The 17,724-nt window shown below is 70.9% G+C and carries 20 protein-coding genes and 5 tRNA genes; 6 read left to right on the top strand and 19 right to left on the bottom strand.

Annotated features, from left to right (window positions below; all coding sequences use genetic code 11):
* Positions 1–165: 165 nt before the first annotated feature.
* Positions 166–1,770: a DAK2 domain-containing protein gene (locus tag AB0K65_RS20380; protein WP_365718412.1), complete on the bottom strand. Its 1,605-nt coding sequence runs from the start codon at positions 1,768–1,770 to the stop codon at positions 166–168.
* 228 nt (positions 1,771–1,998) lie between these two features.
* Between AB0K65_RS20380 and rpmB the strand changes: the two genes are divergently transcribed.
* Positions 1,999–2,184 carry a 50S ribosomal protein L28 gene (gene rpmB, locus AB0K65_RS20375; protein WP_003957616.1) on the top strand — a complete coding sequence of 62 codons (186 nt, stop codon included), beginning with the start codon at positions 1,999–2,001 and terminating at the stop codon, positions 2,182–2,184.
* Positions 2,185–2,352: 168 nt separating this feature from the next.
* On the opposite strand, the gene thiD is transcribed toward rpmB, so the two are convergent.
* Positions 2,353–3,180: a bifunctional hydroxymethylpyrimidine kinase/phosphomethylpyrimidine kinase gene (gene thiD / locus AB0K65_RS20370; RefSeq protein ID WP_365718410.1), complete on the bottom strand. Its 828-nt coding sequence runs from the start codon at positions 3,178–3,180 to the stop codon at positions 2,353–2,355.
* A complete protein-coding gene (locus AB0K65_RS20365; RefSeq protein WP_365718408.1) occupies positions 3,177–4,139 on the bottom strand; it encodes a thiamine-phosphate kinase in 963 nt (320 codons plus the stop codon). The genes thiD and AB0K65_RS20365 overlap by 4 nt, the downstream gene beginning before the upstream one ends.
* Before the next feature lie 218 nt (positions 4,140–4,357).
* Here AB0K65_RS20365 and AB0K65_RS20360 point away from each other — a divergent pair, with 218 nt between their 5' ends.
* Positions 4,358–4,591, top strand: a complete 234-nt coding sequence (locus AB0K65_RS20360) for an Lrp/AsnC ligand binding domain-containing protein (protein WP_064070330.1) — start codon at positions 4,358–4,360, stop codon at positions 4,589–4,591.
* 23 nt (positions 4,592–4,614) lie between these two features.
* Positions 4,615–5,094: a DUF3515 domain-containing protein gene (locus AB0K65_RS20355; protein WP_365718457.1), complete on the top strand. Its 480-nt coding sequence runs from the start codon at positions 4,615–4,617 to the stop codon at positions 5,092–5,094.
* An 87-nt stretch (positions 5,095–5,181) separates the two neighbouring features.
* Here AB0K65_RS20355 and AB0K65_RS20350 read toward each other — a convergent pair whose 3' ends face one another.
* From AB0K65_RS20350 to AB0K65_RS20340, 3 genes are all read right to left on the bottom strand, one after another.
* A complete protein-coding gene (locus AB0K65_RS20350; protein ID WP_365718406.1) occupies positions 5,182–6,321 on the bottom strand; it encodes a D-alanine--D-alanine ligase family protein in 1,140 nt (379 codons plus the stop codon).
* An 89-nt stretch (positions 6,322–6,410) separates the two neighbouring features.
* Complete coding sequence (locus AB0K65_RS20345) at positions 6,411–7,412, bottom strand: NAD(P)H-dependent glycerol-3-phosphate dehydrogenase (RefSeq protein ID WP_365718404.1); 1,002 nt, start codon at positions 7,410–7,412, stop codon at positions 6,411–6,413.
* A complete protein-coding gene (locus AB0K65_RS20340; RefSeq protein WP_365718402.1) occupies positions 7,409–8,161 on the bottom strand; it encodes a lysophospholipid acyltransferase family protein in 753 nt (250 codons plus the stop codon). Before AB0K65_RS20340 ends, AB0K65_RS20345 begins: the two co-directional genes overlap by 4 nt.
* Positions 8,162–8,298: 137 nt before the next feature.
* Between AB0K65_RS20340 and cofC the strand changes: the two genes are divergently transcribed.
* On the top strand, positions 8,299–8,946 hold the full coding sequence (gene cofC / locus AB0K65_RS20335; protein WP_365718400.1) for a 2-phospho-L-lactate guanylyltransferase: 648 nt from the start codon (positions 8,299–8,301) through the stop codon (positions 8,944–8,946).
* A 9-nt stretch (positions 8,947–8,955) separates the two neighbouring features.
* Positions 8,956–9,159: a hypothetical protein gene (locus AB0K65_RS20330; RefSeq protein WP_365718398.1), complete on the top strand. Its 204-nt coding sequence runs from the start codon at positions 8,956–8,958 to the stop codon at positions 9,157–9,159.
* Between the two features lie 80 nt (positions 9,160–9,239).
* Here AB0K65_RS20330 and AB0K65_RS20325 read toward each other — a convergent pair whose 3' ends face one another.
* The 4 genes from AB0K65_RS20325 to leuC form a co-directional block, all read right to left on the bottom strand.
* Positions 9,240–9,926 carry an HU family DNA-binding protein gene (locus AB0K65_RS20325; protein WP_365718396.1) on the bottom strand — a complete coding sequence of 229 codons (687 nt, stop codon included), beginning with the start codon at positions 9,924–9,926 and terminating at the stop codon, positions 9,240–9,242.
* A 142-nt stretch (positions 9,927–10,068) separates the two neighbouring features.
* A complete protein-coding gene (locus AB0K65_RS20320) occupies positions 10,069–10,296 on the bottom strand; it encodes a hypothetical protein (RefSeq protein ID WP_365718394.1) in 228 nt (75 codons plus the stop codon).
* Between the two features lie 104 nt (positions 10,297–10,400).
* Positions 10,401–10,994, bottom strand: a complete 594-nt coding sequence (gene leuD, locus AB0K65_RS20315) for a 3-isopropylmalate dehydratase small subunit (protein WP_365718392.1) — start codon at positions 10,992–10,994, stop codon at positions 10,401–10,403.
* A gap of 6 nt (positions 10,995–11,000) precedes the next feature.
* Positions 11,001–12,425 (bottom strand): 3-isopropylmalate dehydratase large subunit, encoded by a 1,425-nt coding sequence (gene leuC / locus AB0K65_RS20310; protein ID WP_365718390.1) that lies wholly within the window; start codon positions 12,423–12,425, stop codon positions 11,001–11,003.
* A 140-nt stretch (positions 12,426–12,565) separates the two neighbouring features.
* On the opposite strand from leuC, the gene ndgR reads away from it, so the two are divergent.
* Positions 12,566–13,282 carry an IclR family transcriptional regulator NdgR gene (gene ndgR, locus AB0K65_RS20305; RefSeq protein WP_005311436.1) on the top strand — a complete coding sequence of 239 codons (717 nt, stop codon included), beginning with the start codon at positions 12,566–12,568 and terminating at the stop codon, positions 13,280–13,282.
* A 128-nt stretch (positions 13,283–13,410) separates the two neighbouring features.
* On the opposite strand, the gene AB0K65_RS20300 is transcribed toward ndgR, so the two are convergent.
* From AB0K65_RS20300 to AB0K65_RS20260, 9 genes are all read right to left on the bottom strand, one after another.
* Positions 13,411–13,483 (bottom strand) — tRNA-Glu (locus AB0K65_RS20300).
* A gap of 41 nt (positions 13,484–13,524) precedes the next feature.
* Positions 13,525–13,596: transfer RNA gene (locus tag AB0K65_RS20295), tRNA-Gln, on the bottom strand.
* Positions 13,597–13,623: 27 nt separating this feature from the next.
* Positions 13,624–13,696 (bottom strand) — tRNA-Glu (locus AB0K65_RS20290).
* Between the two features lie 88 nt (positions 13,697–13,784).
* Positions 13,785–13,857: transfer RNA gene (locus tag AB0K65_RS20285), tRNA-Glu, on the bottom strand.
* 41 nt (positions 13,858–13,898) lie between these two features.
* A tRNA-Gln gene (locus AB0K65_RS20280) sits at positions 13,899–13,970 on the bottom strand.
* A gap of 90 nt (positions 13,971–14,060) precedes the next feature.
* Positions 14,061–14,783, bottom strand: coding sequence for an HAD family hydrolase (locus tag AB0K65_RS20275; protein ID WP_365718388.1), 723 nt, complete (start codon positions 14,781–14,783; stop codon positions 14,061–14,063).
* A gap of 9 nt (positions 14,784–14,792) precedes the next feature.
* A complete protein-coding gene (gltX, locus tag AB0K65_RS20270; protein ID WP_365718386.1) occupies positions 14,793–16,271 on the bottom strand; it encodes a glutamate--tRNA ligase in 1,479 nt (492 codons plus the stop codon).
* A complete protein-coding gene (locus tag AB0K65_RS20265; protein WP_365718384.1) occupies positions 16,264–17,058 on the bottom strand; it encodes a fumarylacetoacetate hydrolase family protein in 795 nt (264 codons plus the stop codon). The genes gltX and AB0K65_RS20265 overlap by 8 nt, the downstream gene beginning before the upstream one ends.
* A gap of 100 nt (positions 17,059–17,158) precedes the next feature.
* Positions 17,159–17,347, bottom strand: coding sequence for a hypothetical protein (locus AB0K65_RS20260; protein ID WP_365718382.1), 189 nt, complete (start codon positions 17,345–17,347; stop codon positions 17,159–17,161).
* Positions 17,348–17,724 lie beyond the last annotated feature (377 nt).

The raw sequence follows: 17,724 nt of genomic DNA, 5'->3' as shown, positions 1-17,724 counted from the left end.
GAGCGGGTCACCGAGCAGCACGGCGGCTCCCCTCGGGCAGTGTGGTCAGTGGTTCGTCGAGCGCGGGCACGCGATCCATTGCACACCACGGGACCGACAACCGTCCCGCAGGCTGTGGACGAGCGGGGGCGGGTCGGCGTGGCGGGGTGCGTTCGGAGGCCGGGTCTACTCCACTCCGATGAGGAGCGCGGGCGCGCCGGGGCCCGCGTGGTAGACCGTGGTGTCGACCGCCAAGTAGGTGTCGCGGACGTGGTGTTCGAGGGCGGCCGCCAGGGAGTCCGGGGTGTCGTTCGCGACGATCAGGGTGACCAGTTCGCCGCCCGCCGACAGCATGCGGTCCAGGACCGTCCGTGCCGTCGTGGTCAGGTCCTGGCCGATGACGGCCACGTCCCCCTCGATGAGGCCGAGGACGTCGCCGGCCTGGCACACGCCCGCCGAGGTGAACGACTGGCGTTCGGCGACGGCCAGTTCGGCGTAGCGGGTCGCGCCGGCGGCCGCGGTCATCGCCACCACGTCCTCGTCGAAGCGGCGCTCCGGTTCGTGGACGGCGAGGGCCGCGATGCCCTGGACGGCGGCGCGGGTGGGGATCAGGGCGACCCGGATGCCCTCGGCGCGGACCTGTTCGGCCGCGGCGCCCGCCGTGTGGCGCAGGTCGGTGTCGTTCGGCAGGAGGACGACCTCGCGGGCGTGCGCACGCCGGATGGCGTCCACCAGGTCGCCGCTGGCCGGCGGGTGGCCGGGGCGGGCGAGCACGGTGGTGGCGCCGGCCTCCTCGCACAGGCCCGCGATGCCGTCGCCCGGGACCACGGCGACCACGGCGCGCTGTGCCTGCTCGCGCGGGGCCGCGCCCGCGAAGTGGGTGATCCGGATGCGGTACGGGCGGCCCGCCTCCACGCCCGCCTCGACCGCCGCGCCCGCGTCGTCGACGTGGACGTGGACGTTCCACAGCCCGTCGCCGCCCACGACGACGAGCGAGTCCCCCAGCCCGTCGAGCCGGGTGCGCAGCCGTTCCACCGCCTCGTCGGAGGCCTCCAGGAGGTAGATCACCTCGAAGGCGGGCCCCGGGCGGTCGTCCTCCGCCGCGCACTCCTCGGCCACGAGGGGGCGGCTCGGGCGCCCGGGGCGCCGCTGCGCCTCGCCGGACACCGCCTCCACCAGCGCGCCGAGGACGGCGACGAGACCCCGCCCGCCGGCGTCCACGACCCCGGCGCGTTCGAGCACGGCGAGTTGCCCGGGGGTCGCCTCCAGGGCCGTCCTGGCCCCCTCGTACGCCCCTCTGGCCACCGTCACGAGGCTTCCTCCGGCGGCACAGGACTCGGCCGCCGCGTGGGCCACGCTCAGGATGGTGCCTTCGACGGGGTGGGCGACCGCCTGGCGCGCGGCGATGGCCGCGGCCGTGAGCGACCGGGCCAGGTGATCCCCGTCACGGCCGTCCGCGAGGACGGAGGCCATGCCCCGCAGCAGCTGGGAGAGGATCGTCCCGGAGTTGCCGCGGGCGCCGATGAGGGCGCCGTGCGCCATGGCGCGTATGGCGGCCGCGGGGTCGACGGAGCCGTCCGGATCCCCTCCGGCGCCGGCCGCGAAGACCGCCTCGACGGCCTGGGCGGCGGATTCCACGGTCAGGTAGAGGTTGGTGCCGGTGTCCCCGTCGGCGACCGGATAGACGTTGATCGCGTCGATCTCCTCGCGCTCCCGGCCGAGCGCCTCGAGTGCCCGTACGCACCAGGATCGGACCGCTGCGGCGTCGAGGGTCTGCGCGGTCTGCGGCACCTGGTGGTCCTCCTTGAGCGGCTGGCTGCCTCGCAGGGTAGACCGCTCGGGGCCGGGGGCCGGGGCGGGGGCCGGGGCGATCGTGGTAGTTTCGTTCCACGGGAGCAGCCGTTGTATGCTGCTTCGGTTGCCCGGCGAGAGTCGGGCCATTCCCCCGGCAAGCCACTTCAGAACTCTGATTCCGGTGCGCCGGATTTCACTGTAAATCTGAAGTCTTTGGAGTGACCCGTGGCTGCCAACTGCGACGTCTGCGGCAAGGGGCCGGGCTTCGGCAACAACATTTCGCACTCGCACCGCCGTACGTCCCGTCGCTGGAACCCGAACATCCAGCGCGTGCGTGCAGTGGTCGGTCGGACGCCGAAGCGGCTCAACGTCTGCACCTCGTGCATCAAGGCCGGCAAGGTCTCGCGCTAACGCCGACGTTTCGTCGTAGCGCAGCCCCTGCGGTTGCCTTGAAAGGCCGGTTCACCTTGGTGAACCGGCCTTTTGCCATGCCCTGAGGCAGGCCGGTGTGCCGGGACGCGCCGGTGTGCCCGGGGTCGGGCCCGCGGGAGCGGGCCCGACCGGCGGCCGCTCCCGGTTCTAGCGGAAGCGCCAGCCGTGGTCGACCGGGCCGATGCCGGCGCCCAGGGCGAAGCCCGCCGCGATGGCCCCGGTCACGTACTCCTTCGCCTGCCGCACCGCCTCCGGCACCGGCAGTCCCTTCGCGAGCCCCGAGGCGACCGCGGAGGCGAGGGTGCAGCCCGTGCCGTGCGTGTGCCGGTTGTCGTGCCGCGGCGCCCGCAGCCAGTGCTCCTCGGCGCCGTCCGTGAGCAGGTCGACGGCGCCCTCGCCGGTGGGCAGGTGCCCGCCCTTGATCAGCGCCCAGCGCGGGCCGTGGGCCAGGATCGCCTCGGCCGCGACGCGCATGTCGGCCTCCTGGACCACGCGCACGCCTGTGAGCTGCGCCACCTCGTCCAGATTGGGCGTGGCGACGGTCGCGACCGGCAGCAGCCGCTTGCGTACGGATTCGAGCGCGGAGACCGCGAGCAGTGCGTCCCCGTGCTTGGAGACGCCCACGGGGTCGACGACCACCGGCGCGTCCGTCCCCGCGAGCAGCTCCGCGACGGTCTCCACCAGCGTCGCGGAGGCCAGCATGCCGGTCTTCACCGCCTGGACGCCGATGTCGTCGACGACGGCGCGGTACTGGGCGCGTACGGCCTCCTCGGGCAGCTCCCAGGCTCCGTGGACGCCCCGGGAGTTCTGGGCGGTGACGGCGGTGATCACGCTCATGCCGTGGACGCCGAGGGCGAGCATGGCCTTCAGGTCGGCCTGGACGCCCGCGCCGCCTCCGGAGTCCGATCCGGCGACGGTGAGGACCAGTGGCGGCCGTGTCCCGGCCGCTCCGCCCGGTCCGCTCGCCCTGGTCACTCGGTCTCCCCGAAGTGGTCCCAGCCGCCCGTGCTGTGCCAGGGCGCCCCGTCCACGGTCACCTGGGGCAGCGCCGAGGGGTTGAGGACCTCGCCGATGACCTTCCAGCGGGCCGGCAGCTTCACGTCCGGCGGGAAGGTGGCGACGATGGCGTGGTCCTCGCCACCGGTGAGCACCCACTGGAGCGGGTCCACGCCGACGGCCTGGCCGATGTCGTTCATCTGGGTCGGGATGTCGATGAGGCCGGAGCGCAGGTCGATGCGGACCTTGCTGGCCTCGGCGATGTGGCCGAGGTCGGCGATGAGCCCGTCGCTGACGTCGCACATGGCGGTGGCGCCGAGCCCGGCGGCGGCGGGGCCGGCGTGGTAGGGCGGCTCCGGCCTGCGGTGGGCCTCGACGAAGGCGCGGGGCGAGCGGAAGCCCCGGGAGAGGACCGCGTAGCCGGCCGCGGACCAGCCGAGCCAGCCGGTGTAGGCCACGACGTCACCGGGCTGCGCGCCGCCCCGGGTGACCGGGTCGTGGTTGCGCAGGTCGCCGAGGGCGGTGATGGCGACCGTGATCGTGTCACCGCGGACGACGTCGCCGCCGACCACGGCCGCGCCCGCGACCTGGCACTCGTCGCGCAGGCCGTCCATGAGTTCGACGGGCCAGGTGACGGGAAGTTCGGCGGGGACGACGAGCCCCAGCAGGAGGGCGGTGGGAACGGCGCCCATCGCTGCGATGTCGGCCAGGTTCTGCGCGGCCGCCTTCCGGCCGACGTCGTACGCCGTCGACCAGTCGCGGCGGAAGTGACGCCCTTCGAGGAGGATGTCCGTGCTGGCCACCACGCGCCGGTCGGGCGCGGAGACGACCGCGGCGTCGTCGCCCGGCCCGATCCGTACCGCCGGGGTGGAGGTGAGCCGGGACGTGAGCTCCCTGATGAGCCCGAACTCGCCCAACTCGCCGACTGTGCCCTTCACCGCGTCTCACCTCGTGTTGTCGTGCCGGCCGTGCGCGCCGACCGCGGGTCGCGAGCCGTCACTGCGCCAGATACCGTCAAGTAGACCGTCAACTTCTGTCGTGCGTACGCCACACTGTGGGCGCCTCGGGACGCGCAGGTCTCCCCGCGGCCCTCGGCGACGCGGTACCGTGGCGTCCCTTTCTCCCACAAGATCCTCGTGGCCGCCCTGGAGGTTCCGTGGTACAGGCGTACATCCTTATTCAGACCGAGGTGGGCAAGGCGTCGACCGTCGCCGAGACCATCGCCAAGATCCCGGGGGTGATCCAGGCGGAGGACGTGACGGGCCCGTACGACGTGATCGTCCGCGCCCAGGCCGACACGGTCGACGAACTCGGCCGCATGGTGGTCGCCAAGGTCCAGCAAGTGGACGGCATCACGCGCACCCTCACCTGCCCGGTCGTGCATCTGTAGCCCCCGTCTACCCTTGGCCGGTGATGTCTTCCCACCGGCCCTTCGGCCTGCCCGCCGCCGCGGCGGCAGCCGTGCTGCTGCTGTGCGCCGCCGGCTGCTCCTCCACGGACGCGAAGGCGTCGGCCCCGGTTCCCAGCCCTCCGGTCGAGGAGGCCGCCTTCTGCCAGGCTCTGGCGAAGGAGCTCCCCGACACCGTGGCGGGCCTGGAACGGAACGATCCGGAGCCGGAGTCCGAGCTCACCGCCGGATGGGGGGACGCGGCGATCGTACTGCGCTGCGGCGTCCCCCGGCCCGAGAAGATGAACGATCCACAGGCTCAGGGGATCGAGGCCGACGGCGTGAACTGGCTGTACGAGCGCCGGGAGGGCGACGGCCCCCGCTTCACCACGACGTACCGGAAGGCGTACGTCGAGGTGTCCCTGGACGAGCGGTACGCGCACGACGTCGGTCCGCTCACGGATCTCGCCGCGCCGGTCGAGAAGACGGTCCCGGACAGCCTCTGAGCCGTGTCCGTGCGGGCGGGCCCGGGCCGGCCGCCCGCATCGTGCCGCTCCGCGGCCGGCCGGCCGGCCGGCCGCGGAGCGCGCGCGTCAGCGCAGGCCCGTGGAGCGGGTCAGCGCGGCCTGGATCAGCCGGTCGACCAGCTCGGGGTACTCCACGCCGCTCTCCTGCCACATCCGCGGGTACATGGAGATCGGCGTGAAGCCGGGCATGGTGTTGATCTCGTTGATGACGAAGTCGCCGTCCTCGGTGAGGAAGAAGTCGGCGCGGACCAGGCCCTCGCAGGAGACGGCCTCGTAGGCGGCGACGGCGAGACGCTGCACCTCCGCCGTGGCCTCGTCGCCGATCGGCGCGGGCACGATCCCGGACGCCGAGTCGATGTACTTCGCCTCGAAGTCGTAGAAGTCGTGGTCGGTGACGGGCGGGATCTCGGCGGGCACGCTGGCGCGGGGGCCGTCCTCGAACTCCAGGACGCCGCATTCGATCTCGCGGCCGCGCAGCAGCGACTCGACGAGGATCTTGGGGTCGTGGCGGCGGGCCTCCTCGATGGCCTCGTCCAGGCCGGAGAGGTCGTCGACCTTGGTGATCCCCATGGAGGAGCCGCCACGGGCGGGCTTCACGAAGAGGGGCCAGCCGTGCTCGGCGGCGAACTCGACGATCTTCTTGCGGGCGGCGGCCGGGTTCTGCTCCCACTCGCGGGGCCGGATGACCTCGTACGGGCCGACGGGCAGCCCGAAGGAGGTGAACACCCGCTTCATGTACTCCTTGTCCTGGCCGACGGCGGAGGCGAGGACGCCCGCGCCGACGTAGGGGACTCCGGAGAGTTCCAGGAGACCCTGGAGCGTGCCGTCCTCGCCGTACGGGCCGTGGAGCATGGGGAAGACGACGTCGACCTCGCCGAGGGCCCGCGGCACCGCGCCGGGCTCGGTGTACACGACCTCGCGGTTGGCGGGGTCGACGGAGAGGACGACACCGCCGTGCTCCGACTCGGCCAGGTCGGAGACGTTCGGCAGGGAGCGCTCGGCGATGGCCATCCGCTCGGGGGCGTCGGCGGTCAGCGCCCAGCGCCCGTCGGTGGTGATGCCGATGGGCAGCACGTCGTACTTGTCCCGGTCGATGGCGCGCAGGACGGCACCGGCGGTGACCACGGAGATGGCGTGCTCCGAGCTGCGTCCGCCGAAGACGACGGCCACGCGCGGCTTGCGGGGGCTCTGGGTGTTCTCGCTCATATCGCGTTGAGCGTACCTTGCGTCTCCGACGTGCTGGAGAGCCCCGGTGCGGCCCGCGCGTCCGGCCCAACGGGGCTCCCGCGACGGGCTCAGCGGCGCTCGGACTTGGCGCTGCGGGACATCAGTTCCTTCAGGGCGACGATCGGCGGCTTGCCCTCGTGGACGATCGACACGACGGTCTCGGTGATCGGCATGTCGACGCCGTGGCGGCGGCCCAGGTCGAGGACCGACTCGCAGGACTTGACGCCCTCGGCGGTCTGCTTGGTCGCGGCGATGGTCTCCTGGAGGGTCATGCCGCGGCCGAGGTTGGTACCGAAGGTGTGGTTCCTGGAGAGCGGGGAGGAGCAGGTGGCGACCAGGTCGCCCAGTCCCGCGAGGCCGGAGAAGGTGAGCGGGTCGGCGCCCATGGCGAGGCCGAGGCGGGTGGTCTCGGCGAGGCCGCGGGTGATGAGGGTGGCCTTGGAGTTGTCGCCGAGGCCCATGCCGTCGGCGATGCCGACGGCGAGGCCGATGACGTTCTTGACCGCGCCGCCGAGTTCGCAGCCGACGACGTCGGTGTTGGTGTACGGGCGGAAGTAGGGGGTCATGCAGGCGGTCTGGAGCCGCTGGGCGACGGATTCGTCGGCGCAGGCGACGACGGCGGCGGCGGGCTGCCGGGCGGCGATCTCCTTGGCCAGGTTGGGGCCGGTGAGGACGGCGACGCGCTCCACGGGGACGTCGGCGACCTCGGTGATGACCTCGCTCATGCGCTTGGCGGTGCCGAGTTCGACGCCCTTCATGAGGGAGACGAGGACGGTGTCGGGCGCCAGCTCGGGAGCCCACTCGGCGAGGTTGGCGCGGAGCGTCTGCGAGGGCACGACGAGGACGGTGAAGTCGGCGCCGTGGGCGGCCTCCGCGGGGTCGGTGGTGGCCCGGACGCCCACCGGGAGTTCGACGCCCGGGAGGTAGTCGGGGTTGGTGCGGGTGGTGTTGATCGCGTCGGCGAGTTCGGCGCGGCGGCCCCAGAGGGTCACCTCGCAGCCCGCGTCGGCGAGCACCATGCCGAAGGCGGTGCCCCACGAGCCCGTACCGAAGACGGCTGCCTTGGTCACTTCATGCCCTCTCCGGCGGCCTTGCGCCGCTGTTCCAGCCGTGCCTTGCGGTGGTCGTACGGTTCGGCGGGGGCCTTCTCCCCGCGTACGTCCTCCAGGAGTGCGGTGATCGCGGCCATGATGACCTCGGTCGCCTCGCGCAGCACCTCGGGCGTCGGCTCCTTGTCGTGGAACCGGGAGAGGTCGACGGGCGGGCCGGCCTGGACGATCAGCGTCTTGCGCGGGAACAGGTTGAGCTTGTTCTCCTTGGCGTACGGGGGCATCGCGAGGTTCGCGCCCCACTGGGCGACCGGGATGACCGGGGCCTTGGTGAGCAGGGCGACGCGGGCGGCGCCGGTCTTGCCGGCCATCGGCCACATGTCGGGGTCGCGGGTGAGGGTTCCCTCGGGGTAGAAGGCGACGCACTCGCCGCGCTCGATGGCCTCGACGGCGGCGCGGAAGGCGTTCAGCGCGTCGGTGGTCTCGCGGTAGACGGGGATCTGTCCGGTGCCGCGCAGCATCATGCCGACGAACGATCCCTTGAAGAGGCCGGCCTTGGCGAGAAAACGCGGAACGCGGCCGGTGTTGTACTGGTAGTGCGCGTAGGACAGAGGGTCCAGATAAGAGTTGTGGTTGACGACGGTGAGGAATCCGCCGTCGTCGGGAATGTGTTCCGTGCCGCGCCAGTCCCGTTTGAACAGAACCACCAGTGGCGGTTTAGCGATGACCGCCGCCAGGCGGTACCAGAAGCCGATTCTGCGGCGGGACACTCGGACACCTTCCTCTGGGACTGGGTTGCAGGGGGCCAAGTGTCGCCCCGTGCTCCTGGTCTGTCGAGAACACCGTACGCCCCGGGCCGCGGCTCCCGCCGGACAGCCTGACCACGAGCGGGGTCACAATGGCCCCGATGAACACCGATCCGGATGGCGGCTGGTCGCTGGTCGTTCCCCTGAAGCCCCTCGCGCGGGCGAAGAGCCGGCTCGCCGCGGCGGCGGGTGCGCGGCTGCGGCCGCGGCTCGCGCTGGCGTTCGCGCAGGACACGGTGGCCGCGGCGCTGGAATGTCCGCGGGTGCGGGATGTGGCGGTCGTCACGGACGATCAGGAGGCGGCGGCGGTGCTCGCGGCGCTGGGCGCGCGGATCGTGCCGGACTCGCCCGCCGCCGGTCTCAACGCGGCCCTCGCCCACGGGGCTCGCACCCTGCGCGAGGAGCGGGCGCGGGCCCGGGTGGCGGCCCTGAACGCGGACCTTCCCGCGTTGCGTCCGGCGGAGCTGGCCCGGGTGCTCCAGGAGGCCGGTAAATTCCCGCGTACATTTCTGGCGGACGCCGCGGAAATCGGTACGACATTCCTCTCGGCGGGGCCGGGCGTGGAATTGTCCCCCGCTTTCGGCGGAGCCTCACGGCGGCGGCATTTGTCGTCGGGGGCGGTGGAAATACGGCTGGCGGGGGTGGATTCGGTGCGCCGGGACGTGGACACCGGCGAGGATCTGGCGGCCGCGCTCGCGCTGGGGGTCGGTCCGCGGACGGCGGCCCACTGGGATCACGCGGCCGGATAGGCTGCGGCCATGCAGGCGACCGCGTACACCTACGACCCCGAGACCCGCAGCGGAAGTGTGCTGCTCGACGACGGCACCCCGCTGGAGTTCGGGGCGGACGCCTTCGACGCGGGCGGGCTGCGGCTGCTGCGTCCGGGGCAGCGGGTACGGATCGAGACGGAGACCGGGTCCGGCGGGCCGCGGATCACGCTGGTGACGCTGCAGACCTTCTGACGACCGGCTCAACGCCGCGGGCCGGGCTCCCCAGGGGGAGCCCGGCCCGGCGTGTGAGTGGCCCTATGACCCTGCGCCGCTTACTTCTTGCGGGCGGTGGTGGTCTTCTTGGCGGGAGTGGTCTTGCGCGCGGTGGTCTTCTTCGCCGGCGCCTTCTTCGCCGTGGCCTTCTTCGCCGGGGCGGTCTTCTTCGCGGTGGTCTTCTTCGCGGCGGCGGTGGTGGTGGTCTTCGCCGGCGTCGCCTTCTTCGCGGTGGCCGTCTTCTTGGCGGCGCTCGCGGTCTTGGTGGCGGTGGTCTTCTTCGCCGCGGTGGCGGTGGTCTTCTTCGCCGGGGTGGTCTTCTTGGCCGCGGCCGCCTTCTTCGCCGCGGCGGCGGAGGTCTTCTTGGCGGCGGCCTTCTTGCCGGCGGTCTTGGAGATGGTGGCCGAGGGGCCGGAAAGGCTGCCCTTGGGCGCCTTCTTGACGGAGACCTCGCCTCCCTTGGGGAGCTTCTTCGAGCCGCTGACCAGGTCCTTGAAGCCCTGGCCCGCACGGAAACGCGGAACCGAGGTCTTCTTGACCCGCACACGCTCACCCGTCTGCGGGTTACGCGCGTACCGGGCCGGACGGTCGACCTTCTCGAACGAACCGAAGCCGGTGACCGAAACCCGGTCCCCGCCGACCACGGCACGCACGATCGCGTCCAGCACCGCGTCGACAGCGTCCGCGGCCTGCTGACGGCCGCCGAGCTTGTCGGCAATCGCTTCTACGAGCTGCGCCTTGTTCACGTCTTCCCCTTCGGAGACATTGCCAGAACGAAAGTGTTCAAGCTTTTTCGCACGTTAGGCATGTATATACCGCAAATCAAACACGAAACGGGCTAATCACCCTAGTGCCGCAACGTGGTAGTTCCGTTGCGGAGTTCTGGCGTCAGTCGTCTTCAGGGAATCGGCCCTCGTCGAGGTCCTTCATCAACCGGTCCAGACGCGTTGCCGCGTCCGCGAGATCGTGCTTCGCCGCGGCCGTGACGACCAGCAGCTTCCGGGACAGCGCCATCCTTACGCCCTCCGGGACTTGCAGTTCGCGCACCCTTCTGTGCGCTTCCTTCAATCGGGCGGCGACTGCCTCGTAGAGCTCGAGTTGGCTGTCGCGTTCCATGCACAGATTGTGCCATCTAGGGCGAGTTGTCGCCCGACGGGGTCTCAACAAGCGACTGCGCCCCCCACCGGAAGGTGGGGGGCGCAGTCGTGGAAAAGCGCTGCTCAGACGGTAATTGTACGGGGCTTGTGGGCCGGCCGCGCCGCCTCGTAAGCCGCGATGTCGGCTTCGTTCTGAAGGGTGAGGCTGATGTCGTCCAGGCCGTTCAGCAGGCGCCAGCGAGCGTTCTCGTCGAGCTCGAAGTCGGCGTCGATCCCGTCCGCGAGCACCTTCCGCTGCTCCAAGTCAACGGTGATTTCGGCTGTCGGGTCGGCCTCGGTCAGCTCCCAGAGCCGGTCCACGACCTGCTGGTCCAGGACCACGGTCAGCAGACCGTTCTTCAGGGAGTTGCCGCGGAAGATGTCGGCGAACCGGGAGGAGATCACGGTCTTGAAGCCGTAGTTCTGCAGCGCCCAGACGGCGTGCTCGCGGGAGGAGCCGGTGCCGAAGTCGGGGCCGGCGACCAGGACCGAGGCTCCCTGCCGCTCGGGGCGGTTGAGCACGAAGGCACTGTCCTTGCGCCAGGCCTCGAAGAGCCCGTCCTCGAAGCCGTCGCGGGTGACCTTCTTCAGCCAGTGCGCGGGGATGATCTGGTCGGTGTCGACGTTGCTGCGGCGCAGCGGGACGGCCCGGCCGGTGTGCGTGGTGAAAGCTTCCATGGTTCCTCAGACCCCCGCGGGCGTAGCGACGTCGGACAGATCGGCCGGGGAGGCCAGATGGCCCAGTACGGCGGTGGCGGCGGCGACCTGGGGCGAGACCAGGTGGGTCCGGCCGCCCTTGCCCTGCCGGCCCTCGAAGTTGCGGTTGGAGGTGGACGCGGAGCGCTCGCCGGGAGCCAGTTGGTCCGGGTTCATGCCCAGGCACATCGAGCAGCCCGCGTGCCGCCATTCGGCCCCGGACTCCTTGAAGACCTTGTCCAGGCCCTCCTCGACGGCCTGCAGGGCGACCCGGACCGAGCCGGGGACGACCAGCATCCGGACGCCGTCGGCGACCTTGCGGCCGCGCAGCAGACCGGCGGCGTTGCGCAGGTCCTCGATGCGGCCGTTGGTGCAGGACCCTACGAAGACGGTGTCGACCTTGATGTCGCGCAGCGGCTGTCCGGCGCTCAACCCCATGTACTCCAGGGCCTTCTCGGCGGCCAGGCGCTCCGAAGCGTCTTCGTACGAAGCCGGGTCGGGGACGTTCGCCGAAAGCGGCGCTCCCTGGCCCGGGTTGGTGCCCCAGGTGACGAACGGCGCCAGCGAGGCGGCGTCGATGACGACCTCGGCGTCGAAGACGGCGTCCTCGTCGCTCTTCAGGGTCTTCCAGTACGCGACGGCGGCGTCCCACTCCTCGCCCTCGGGGGCGTGGGCGCGGCCCTTCAGGTACGCGAAGGTGGTCTCGTCGGGGGCGATCATGCCCGCGCGGGCGCCGGCCTCGATCGACATGTTGCAGATGGTCATCCGGGCTTCCATCGACAGCTTCTCGATGGCGGAGCCGCGGTACTCCAGGATGTAGCCCTGGCCGCCGCCCGTGCCGATCTTGGCGATGATCGCCAGGATCAGGTCCTTGGCCGTGACGTCGTCGGGCAGCTCGCCGTCGACCGTGATCGCCATGGTCTTGGGGCGGGCCAGCGGCAGCGTCTGGGTGGCCAGCACGTGCTCGACCTGGCTGGTGCCGATGCCGAACGCCAGCGCGCCGAAGGCGCCGTGCGTGGAGGTGTGCGAGTCGCCGCAGACCACGGTGGTGCCGGGCTGGGTCAGGCCCAGCTGGGGTCCCACGACGTGGACGACGCCCTGCTCGACGTCGCCCAGCGGGTGCAGCCGCACGCCGAACTCGGCACAGTTCTTGCGCAGGGTCTCCAGCTGCGCGCGGGAGACCGGGTCGGCGATCGGCTTGTCGATGTCGAGGGTCGGGGTGTTGTGGTCCTCGGTGGCGATGGTGAGGTCGAGGCGGCGCACCGGGCGGCCGTTCTGACGCAGACCGTCGAACGCCTGGGGGCTGGTCACCTCGTGCAGCAGGTGCAGATCGATGAAGAGGAGGTCGGGCTCGCCCTCGGCGCGCCGGACGACGTGGTCGTCCCAGACCTTCTCCGCGAGTGTCCTACCCATCGCTTTCCCTCCGGCCGACGTCTACGCCGGCACAACTAGAGACCCGTGTCGCGGGCCGTTGTGCGGCCGCCTCACCAGGGTCACAGGTTCGGGGAGAAATTGAACTTGCGTTTCACAGAGTGAGACGTGAGTATCGTTGCATGGACAACTCTAGCGGCGTGGGCGTTCTCGACAAGGCAGCCCTTGTCCTGAGCGCCCTGGAGTCCGGTCCGGCCACCCTCGCAGGTCTGGTCGCGGCGACGGGACTCGCACGACCCACGGCACATCGTCTCGCCGTGGCACTGGAACACCACCGGATGGTGGCCCGCGACATGCAGGGCCGGTTCATCCTCGGACCGCGCCTGGCGGAGCTCGCCGCCGCGGCCGGCGAGGACCGCCTGCTCGCCACCGCGGGCCCCGTACTGACGCATCTGCGCGATGTCACCGGGGAGAGCGCCCAGCTCTACCGCCGGCAGGGAGACATGCGCATCTGCGTGGCGGCGGCCGAGCGGCTGTCCGGCCTGCGGGACACCGTCCCGGTCGGCTCGACGCTGACGATGAAGGCCGGCTCCTCCGCGCAGATCCTGATGGCCTGGGAGGAGCCGGAGCGCCTCCACCGCGGTCTTCAGGGCGCCCGCTTCACCGCGACCGCCCTGTCGGGCGTACGGCGCCGCGGCTGGGCCCAGTCGATCGGCGAGCGGGAGCCGGGTGTGGCGTCCGTCTCCGCGCCCGTCCGCGGCCCGTCGAACCGCGTGGTGGCCGCCGTGTCGGTCTCCGGGCCGATCGAGCGCCTGACCCGGCACCCGGGCCGCATGCACGCCCAGGCGGTCATCGACGCGGCCGCCCGCCTCTCCGAGGCGCTGCGCCGCAACGGCTGACCGGCTCCGCCTTCCTTCCCGTACCTCCCGGCCCACCGCTTCAACGCCGCAGCGGTGGGCCGGACTTGTGTCCGTCGGTGCCGGACGCGAAGAAGCCCTCCCCCGAAGGGAAGGGCTTCCTCGATGCGTACCCCCGACCGGATTCGAACCGGCGCTACCGCCTTGAGAGGGCGGCGTGCTAGGCCGCTACACAACGGGGGCCTTGCGGATCGTGATCCGCGGGTGCAGATGAGCTCTGCGAGCTGGCCTACCAGGACTCGAACCTAGAATGACGGTACCAGAAACCGTAGTGTTGCCAATTACACCATAGGCCATGGTGGTTTAAACCTGGTTTAAACCAGTACCCCCGACCGGATTCGAACCGGCGCTACCGCCTTGAGAGGGCGGCGTGCTAGGCCGCTACACAACGGGGGCCCTAGCGATCCCGCCCGGCACCGGAGCGCCGAGCGATGTCACCACGTGTTCACCGGGAGCGACCCTGGTGATGCGCAGGATGGATCTGTACCCCCGACCGGATTCGAACCGGCGCTACTGCCTTGAGAGGGCAGCGTGCTAGGCCGCTACACAACGGGGGCTTTGCGGATCATGATCCGCGGATGCAGATGAGCTCTGCGAGCTGGCCTACCAGGACTCGAACCTAGACTAACTGAACCAGAATCAGTCGTGCTGCCAATTACACCATAGGCCACCAAAACACAATCCCTTGCGGGGATCTTGTTCGGGTTGTGCTCCGGGGGTCTCGGCCTTTCGGCTTGCTCCCCTCGGCGCAGGAAGAACATTACCCGAAGGTGTCCGACGCTCCAAAACGGGTATCCCGCCGCAGCAGCGCGGGGAGCTGGTGGAGGTCGGTGATGCGGGTCAGCTCGGGCCTGCCGCCGGTGCCCGCGCGGTCCAGCCAGATGCCCGTGAGGCCCGCCTCGACCGCCCCGCGGGCGTCGATGTCCGGCTGGTCGCCGACGTACGCCACCTCGTGCGGGGCGAGCCCGATGGCCTCGCAGGCCGCGTGGAAGGCCTCGGCGGCGGGCTTGGCGAAGCCGAGTTCGGCGGCGCAGACGACGGCCTCGAAGCGGTCCCGCACGCCGAGCACCCGCAGCTTGCGGTCCTGGTTGTGGATGCTCGAGTTCGACAGGACGGCGTGACGGTAGTCACGCGCCAGCACGTCCAGGACGGGCACGGTGTCGGGGAACAGCTCCCAGGCGGACTCGTAGTGCGTCACGTACCGCCCGAACCAGCCGTCGGCCTCGGCGGCGGTCAGGGCGGGCGCGCCGAGGAAGTCCCGGACGCGCTCGCGGCGCTGCTCCTGGAAGTCCACCCCGCCCGCCTCGAAGCGCCGCCAGTGGACGACGGTCAGCTCCTGCCAACGGCGAAGGGCCTGGTCGACGGAGGCGAATCCGTCCACCAGGCCCTCGGCCGTGAGGTGGTCGCGCATGCCGGTCAGGTCGGCGCGGGCGTAGTCGAAGATCGTGTCGTCGATGTCCCACAGGACCGCGCGGATCGGCATGGGCCGAGACTACGCCGCCAGCTTCGCCAGCGCCGCGTCGATTCGGGCCAGGGTCTTCTCCCGGCCGAGGATCTCCAGGGACTCGAAGAGCGGCAGGCCCACCGTGCGGCCGGTGACGGCGACGCGGACCGGCGCCTGCGCCTTGCCGAGCTTGAGGCCGTGGGCCTCGCCTGCGGCCAGGACGGCGTTCTTGAGCGACTCGGGGTCGTTCCAGTCGGCGCCCTGGAGCTTCTCGCGCGCGGTGGTGAGCAGCGCGGCCGGCTCCCCCTTCATGGCCTTGTCCCAGGAGGGCTGGTCGAAGACCGGCTCGTCCAGGAAGAGGAAGTCGACGTTGGCCGTGATGTCCGAGAGGACGGTCAGGCGAGTCTGGGCGTGGGGGGCGATGGCCTCCCACGCCGCGCGGTCGAAGGCCTCGGGCGCCCAGGCGGCGTGCGGGGCCTGGAGCCAGGGCTCGCAGGCGGCGGCGAACGCCTTCACGTCCAGCATGCGGATGTGGTCGGCGTTGATCGACTCGGCCTTCTTGAGGTCGAAGCGCGCCGGGTTGGCGTTGACGTCGGCGATGTCGAACTTCTCGACCATCTGCTCGATGGTGAAGATGTCCTGGTCCGACGAGAACGACCAGCCGAGGAGGGAGAGGTAGTTCAGCAGGCCCTCGGGGAGGAAGCCGCGCTCCCGGTAGAGGTTGAGGGAGGCCTGCGGGTCCCGCTTGGAGAGCTTCTTGTTGCCCTCGCCCATGACGTACGGCAGGTGGCCGAAGGCGGGGATCTCCTTGGCGACGCCCAGCTCGATCAGCGCCTTGTAGAGCGCGATCTGCCGCGGGGTGGAGGACAGCAGGTCCTCGCCGCGCAGCACGTGGGTGATCTCCATCAGCGCGTCGTCGACCGGGTTGACCAGGGTGTACAGCGGTGCGCCGTTGGCGCGGACGATGCCGTAGTCCGGGACGTTGTCCGGGGTGAAGGTGAGCTCCCCGCGGACCAGGTCGGTGAAGGTGATCGGCTCGTCGGGCATCCGGAAGCGGACGATCGACTCACGGCCCTCGGCGCGGTAGCGCTCGATGCGGTCGGCGCTCAGGTTGCGGCAGGTGCCGTCGTAACCGGAGGGCTTGCCGGCCAGGCGGGCGGCGTCGCGACGGGCCTCCAGCTCCACGGCGGTGCAGAAGCAGTGGTAGGCGTACCCGCCGGCCAGCAGCTTCTCGGCGACGTCACGGTAGATGTCCATCCGCTGGGACTGGCGGTACGGGGCGTGCGGGCCGCCGACCTCGTCAGGACCCTCGTCCCAGGTGAAGCCGAGCCAGCGCAGCGAGTCGAGCAGCTGCTGGTACGACTCCTCGGAGTCGCGCGCGGCGTCGGTGTCCTCGATGCGGAAGACGAAGGTGCCGCCGTGATGGCGGGCGAAGGCCCAGTTGAAGAGGGCGGTGCGGACCAGGCCCACGTGGGGGTTGCCGGTCGGGGAGGGACAGAAACGTACGCGGACGTTCGCGTTAGCCACGCTTGATCACCTTGTTGGTGAGAGTGCCGATGCCTTCGATGGTGACGGCGACCTCGTCGCCGACGTTCAGGGGGCCGACCCCCGCGGGTGTGCCGGTGAGGATGACGTCGCCGGGGAGCAGCGTCATGGCCTCGGTGATGTGGACGACGAGGTCCTCGACGGAGCGGATCATGTCGCTCGTACGACCGAGCTGGCGCTGCTCGCCGTTGACGGTGGCCTGGATGGTGAGGTCGCCGGCCGCGGCCGGGTCGAGGCCCGTCTCCACCCAGGGGCCGAGCGGGCAGCTGGTGTCGAAGCCCTTGGCGCGGGCCCACTGCTTCTCACGCCGCTGGACGTCGCGGGCGGTCACGTCGTTGGCGCAGGTGAAGCCGAAGACGACGTCCTTGACGCGCTCGCGCGGGACCTCGCGGCACATGCGGCCGATGACCACGGCCAGTTCGGCCTCGTGGTGCAGCTCGCTGGAGAAGGAGGGGTACTCGATGGCGTCGCCGGGGCCGATCACCGAGGTGGTGGGCTTGAAGAAGGTGATGGGCACGTCGGGTACCTCGTTGCCCAGCTCGGCGGCGTGCTCGGCGTAGTTGCGCCCGATGGCCACGACCTTGTTCGGCAGCACGGGCGGCAGGAGCCGTACCTTGCTCAGCGGGACCTTGGTGCCGCTGAGTTCGAAGTCGGTGTACGGGATGCCCCTGATGATGTCGAGGACCAGGCCGCCCGACTCGACGGTTCCCTCGCCCTCGACGGCGCCGAAGGCGACATTGCCGTCGATGGAGAATCTGGCGATGCGCACGAGTGCTGTCGCCCCTCACTTGCTACTGGCTGGAGTCTGACGCTCCAGGCTAGCGCGGTGAGGGGCGGCGCGAGCCGGGGCGGGAGGCCGTCCCGGGGTATTACTCTGCGGGCTGGAGGGCCTGCGGAGCGGTCATGAGGATGGTGCGGCGGGGGTTGGCCGTCTGGTTGGGGAGGTCGACCGCGTGCTCCGGCTGCGCGCCGCGACCGAGGCGCTCGGCGTCCTCGAGGTGCGCGAGCGTGGTGCGGCGGGGGTTGGCCGTGGAGCGGAGCAGCATCGTCGTCTTCATCGCGAGTGTCAGACCTCTACAGAGTGCGGGTGGGTGTAAAGCGTCAGGCTAGACGCCCTCTTCCCTTCGAATGCATGGCTCAGACAACCGCTCGGGTGTGAGTTTGCTCACCAAAGCGCGGATAAACCCGGCATTACGGACCGCTCCCAGGGGTCACGGAAACGGACATTGCACCACTGAATGCTGCATTCCGCTCCTGATCATCGCGACTGGGACACTCGGCCCGCGTAAGCCTTTGGGGGTAATAAGTCCGATTCTTCCGTGATCATGTTCTACATCGGGTGACCTGATGTTCACGGGTTGTCATCCCCCCCGTGGCCCTCGGCACGGCTCTTGTTGGAGATCCTGCACTGTGCTGGAATTCCACGCACCGCCGC

Origin of the sequence: Streptomyces sp. NPDC053755, from assembly GCF_040677675.1 — a bacterium.
GTDB lineage: Bacteria > Actinomycetota > Actinomycetes > Streptomycetales > Streptomycetaceae > Streptomyces.
Note: the sequence above shows the minus strand (reverse complement) of the source record. Positions and strands in the feature narration are given on the sequence as shown.

Coding starts and splice junctions, on each gene's coding strand:
- AB0K65_RS20275 (WP_365718388.1), bottom strand. CDS start 14,783: ATGCCGATCCGCGCGGTCCTGTGGGACATCGACGACACGATCTTCGAC.
- leuD (WP_365718392.1), bottom strand. CDS start 10,994: ATGGAAGCTTTCACCACGCACACCGGCCGGGCCGTCCCGCTGCGCCGC.
- AB0K65_RS20320 (WP_365718394.1), bottom strand. CDS start 10,296: ATGGAACGCGACAGCCAACTCGAGCTCTACGAGGCAGTCGCCGCCCGA.
- cofC (WP_365718400.1), top strand. CDS start 8,299: ATGAACACCGATCCGGATGGCGGCTGGTCGCTGGTCGTTCCCCTGAAG.
- ndgR (WP_005311436.1), top strand. CDS start 12,566: ATGGACAACTCTAGCGGCGTGGGCGTTCTCGACAAGGCAGCCCTTGTC.
- AB0K65_RS20330 (WP_365718398.1), top strand. CDS start 8,956: ATGCAGGCGACCGCGTACACCTACGACCCCGAGACCCGCAGCGGAAGT.
- AB0K65_RS20260 (WP_365718382.1), bottom strand. CDS start 17,347: ATGAAGACGACGATGCTGCTCCGCTCCACGGCCAACCCCCGCCGCACC.
- AB0K65_RS20350 (WP_365718406.1), bottom strand. CDS start 6,321: ATGAGCGAGAACACCCAGAGCCCCCGCAAGCCGCGCGTGGCCGTCGTC.
- leuC (WP_365718390.1), bottom strand. CDS start 12,425: ATGGGTAGGACACTCGCGGAGAAGGTCTGGGACGACCACGTCGTCCGG.
- AB0K65_RS20355 (WP_365718457.1), top strand. CDS start 4,615: ATGTCTTCCCACCGGCCCTTCGGCCTGCCCGCCGCCGCGGCGGCAGCC.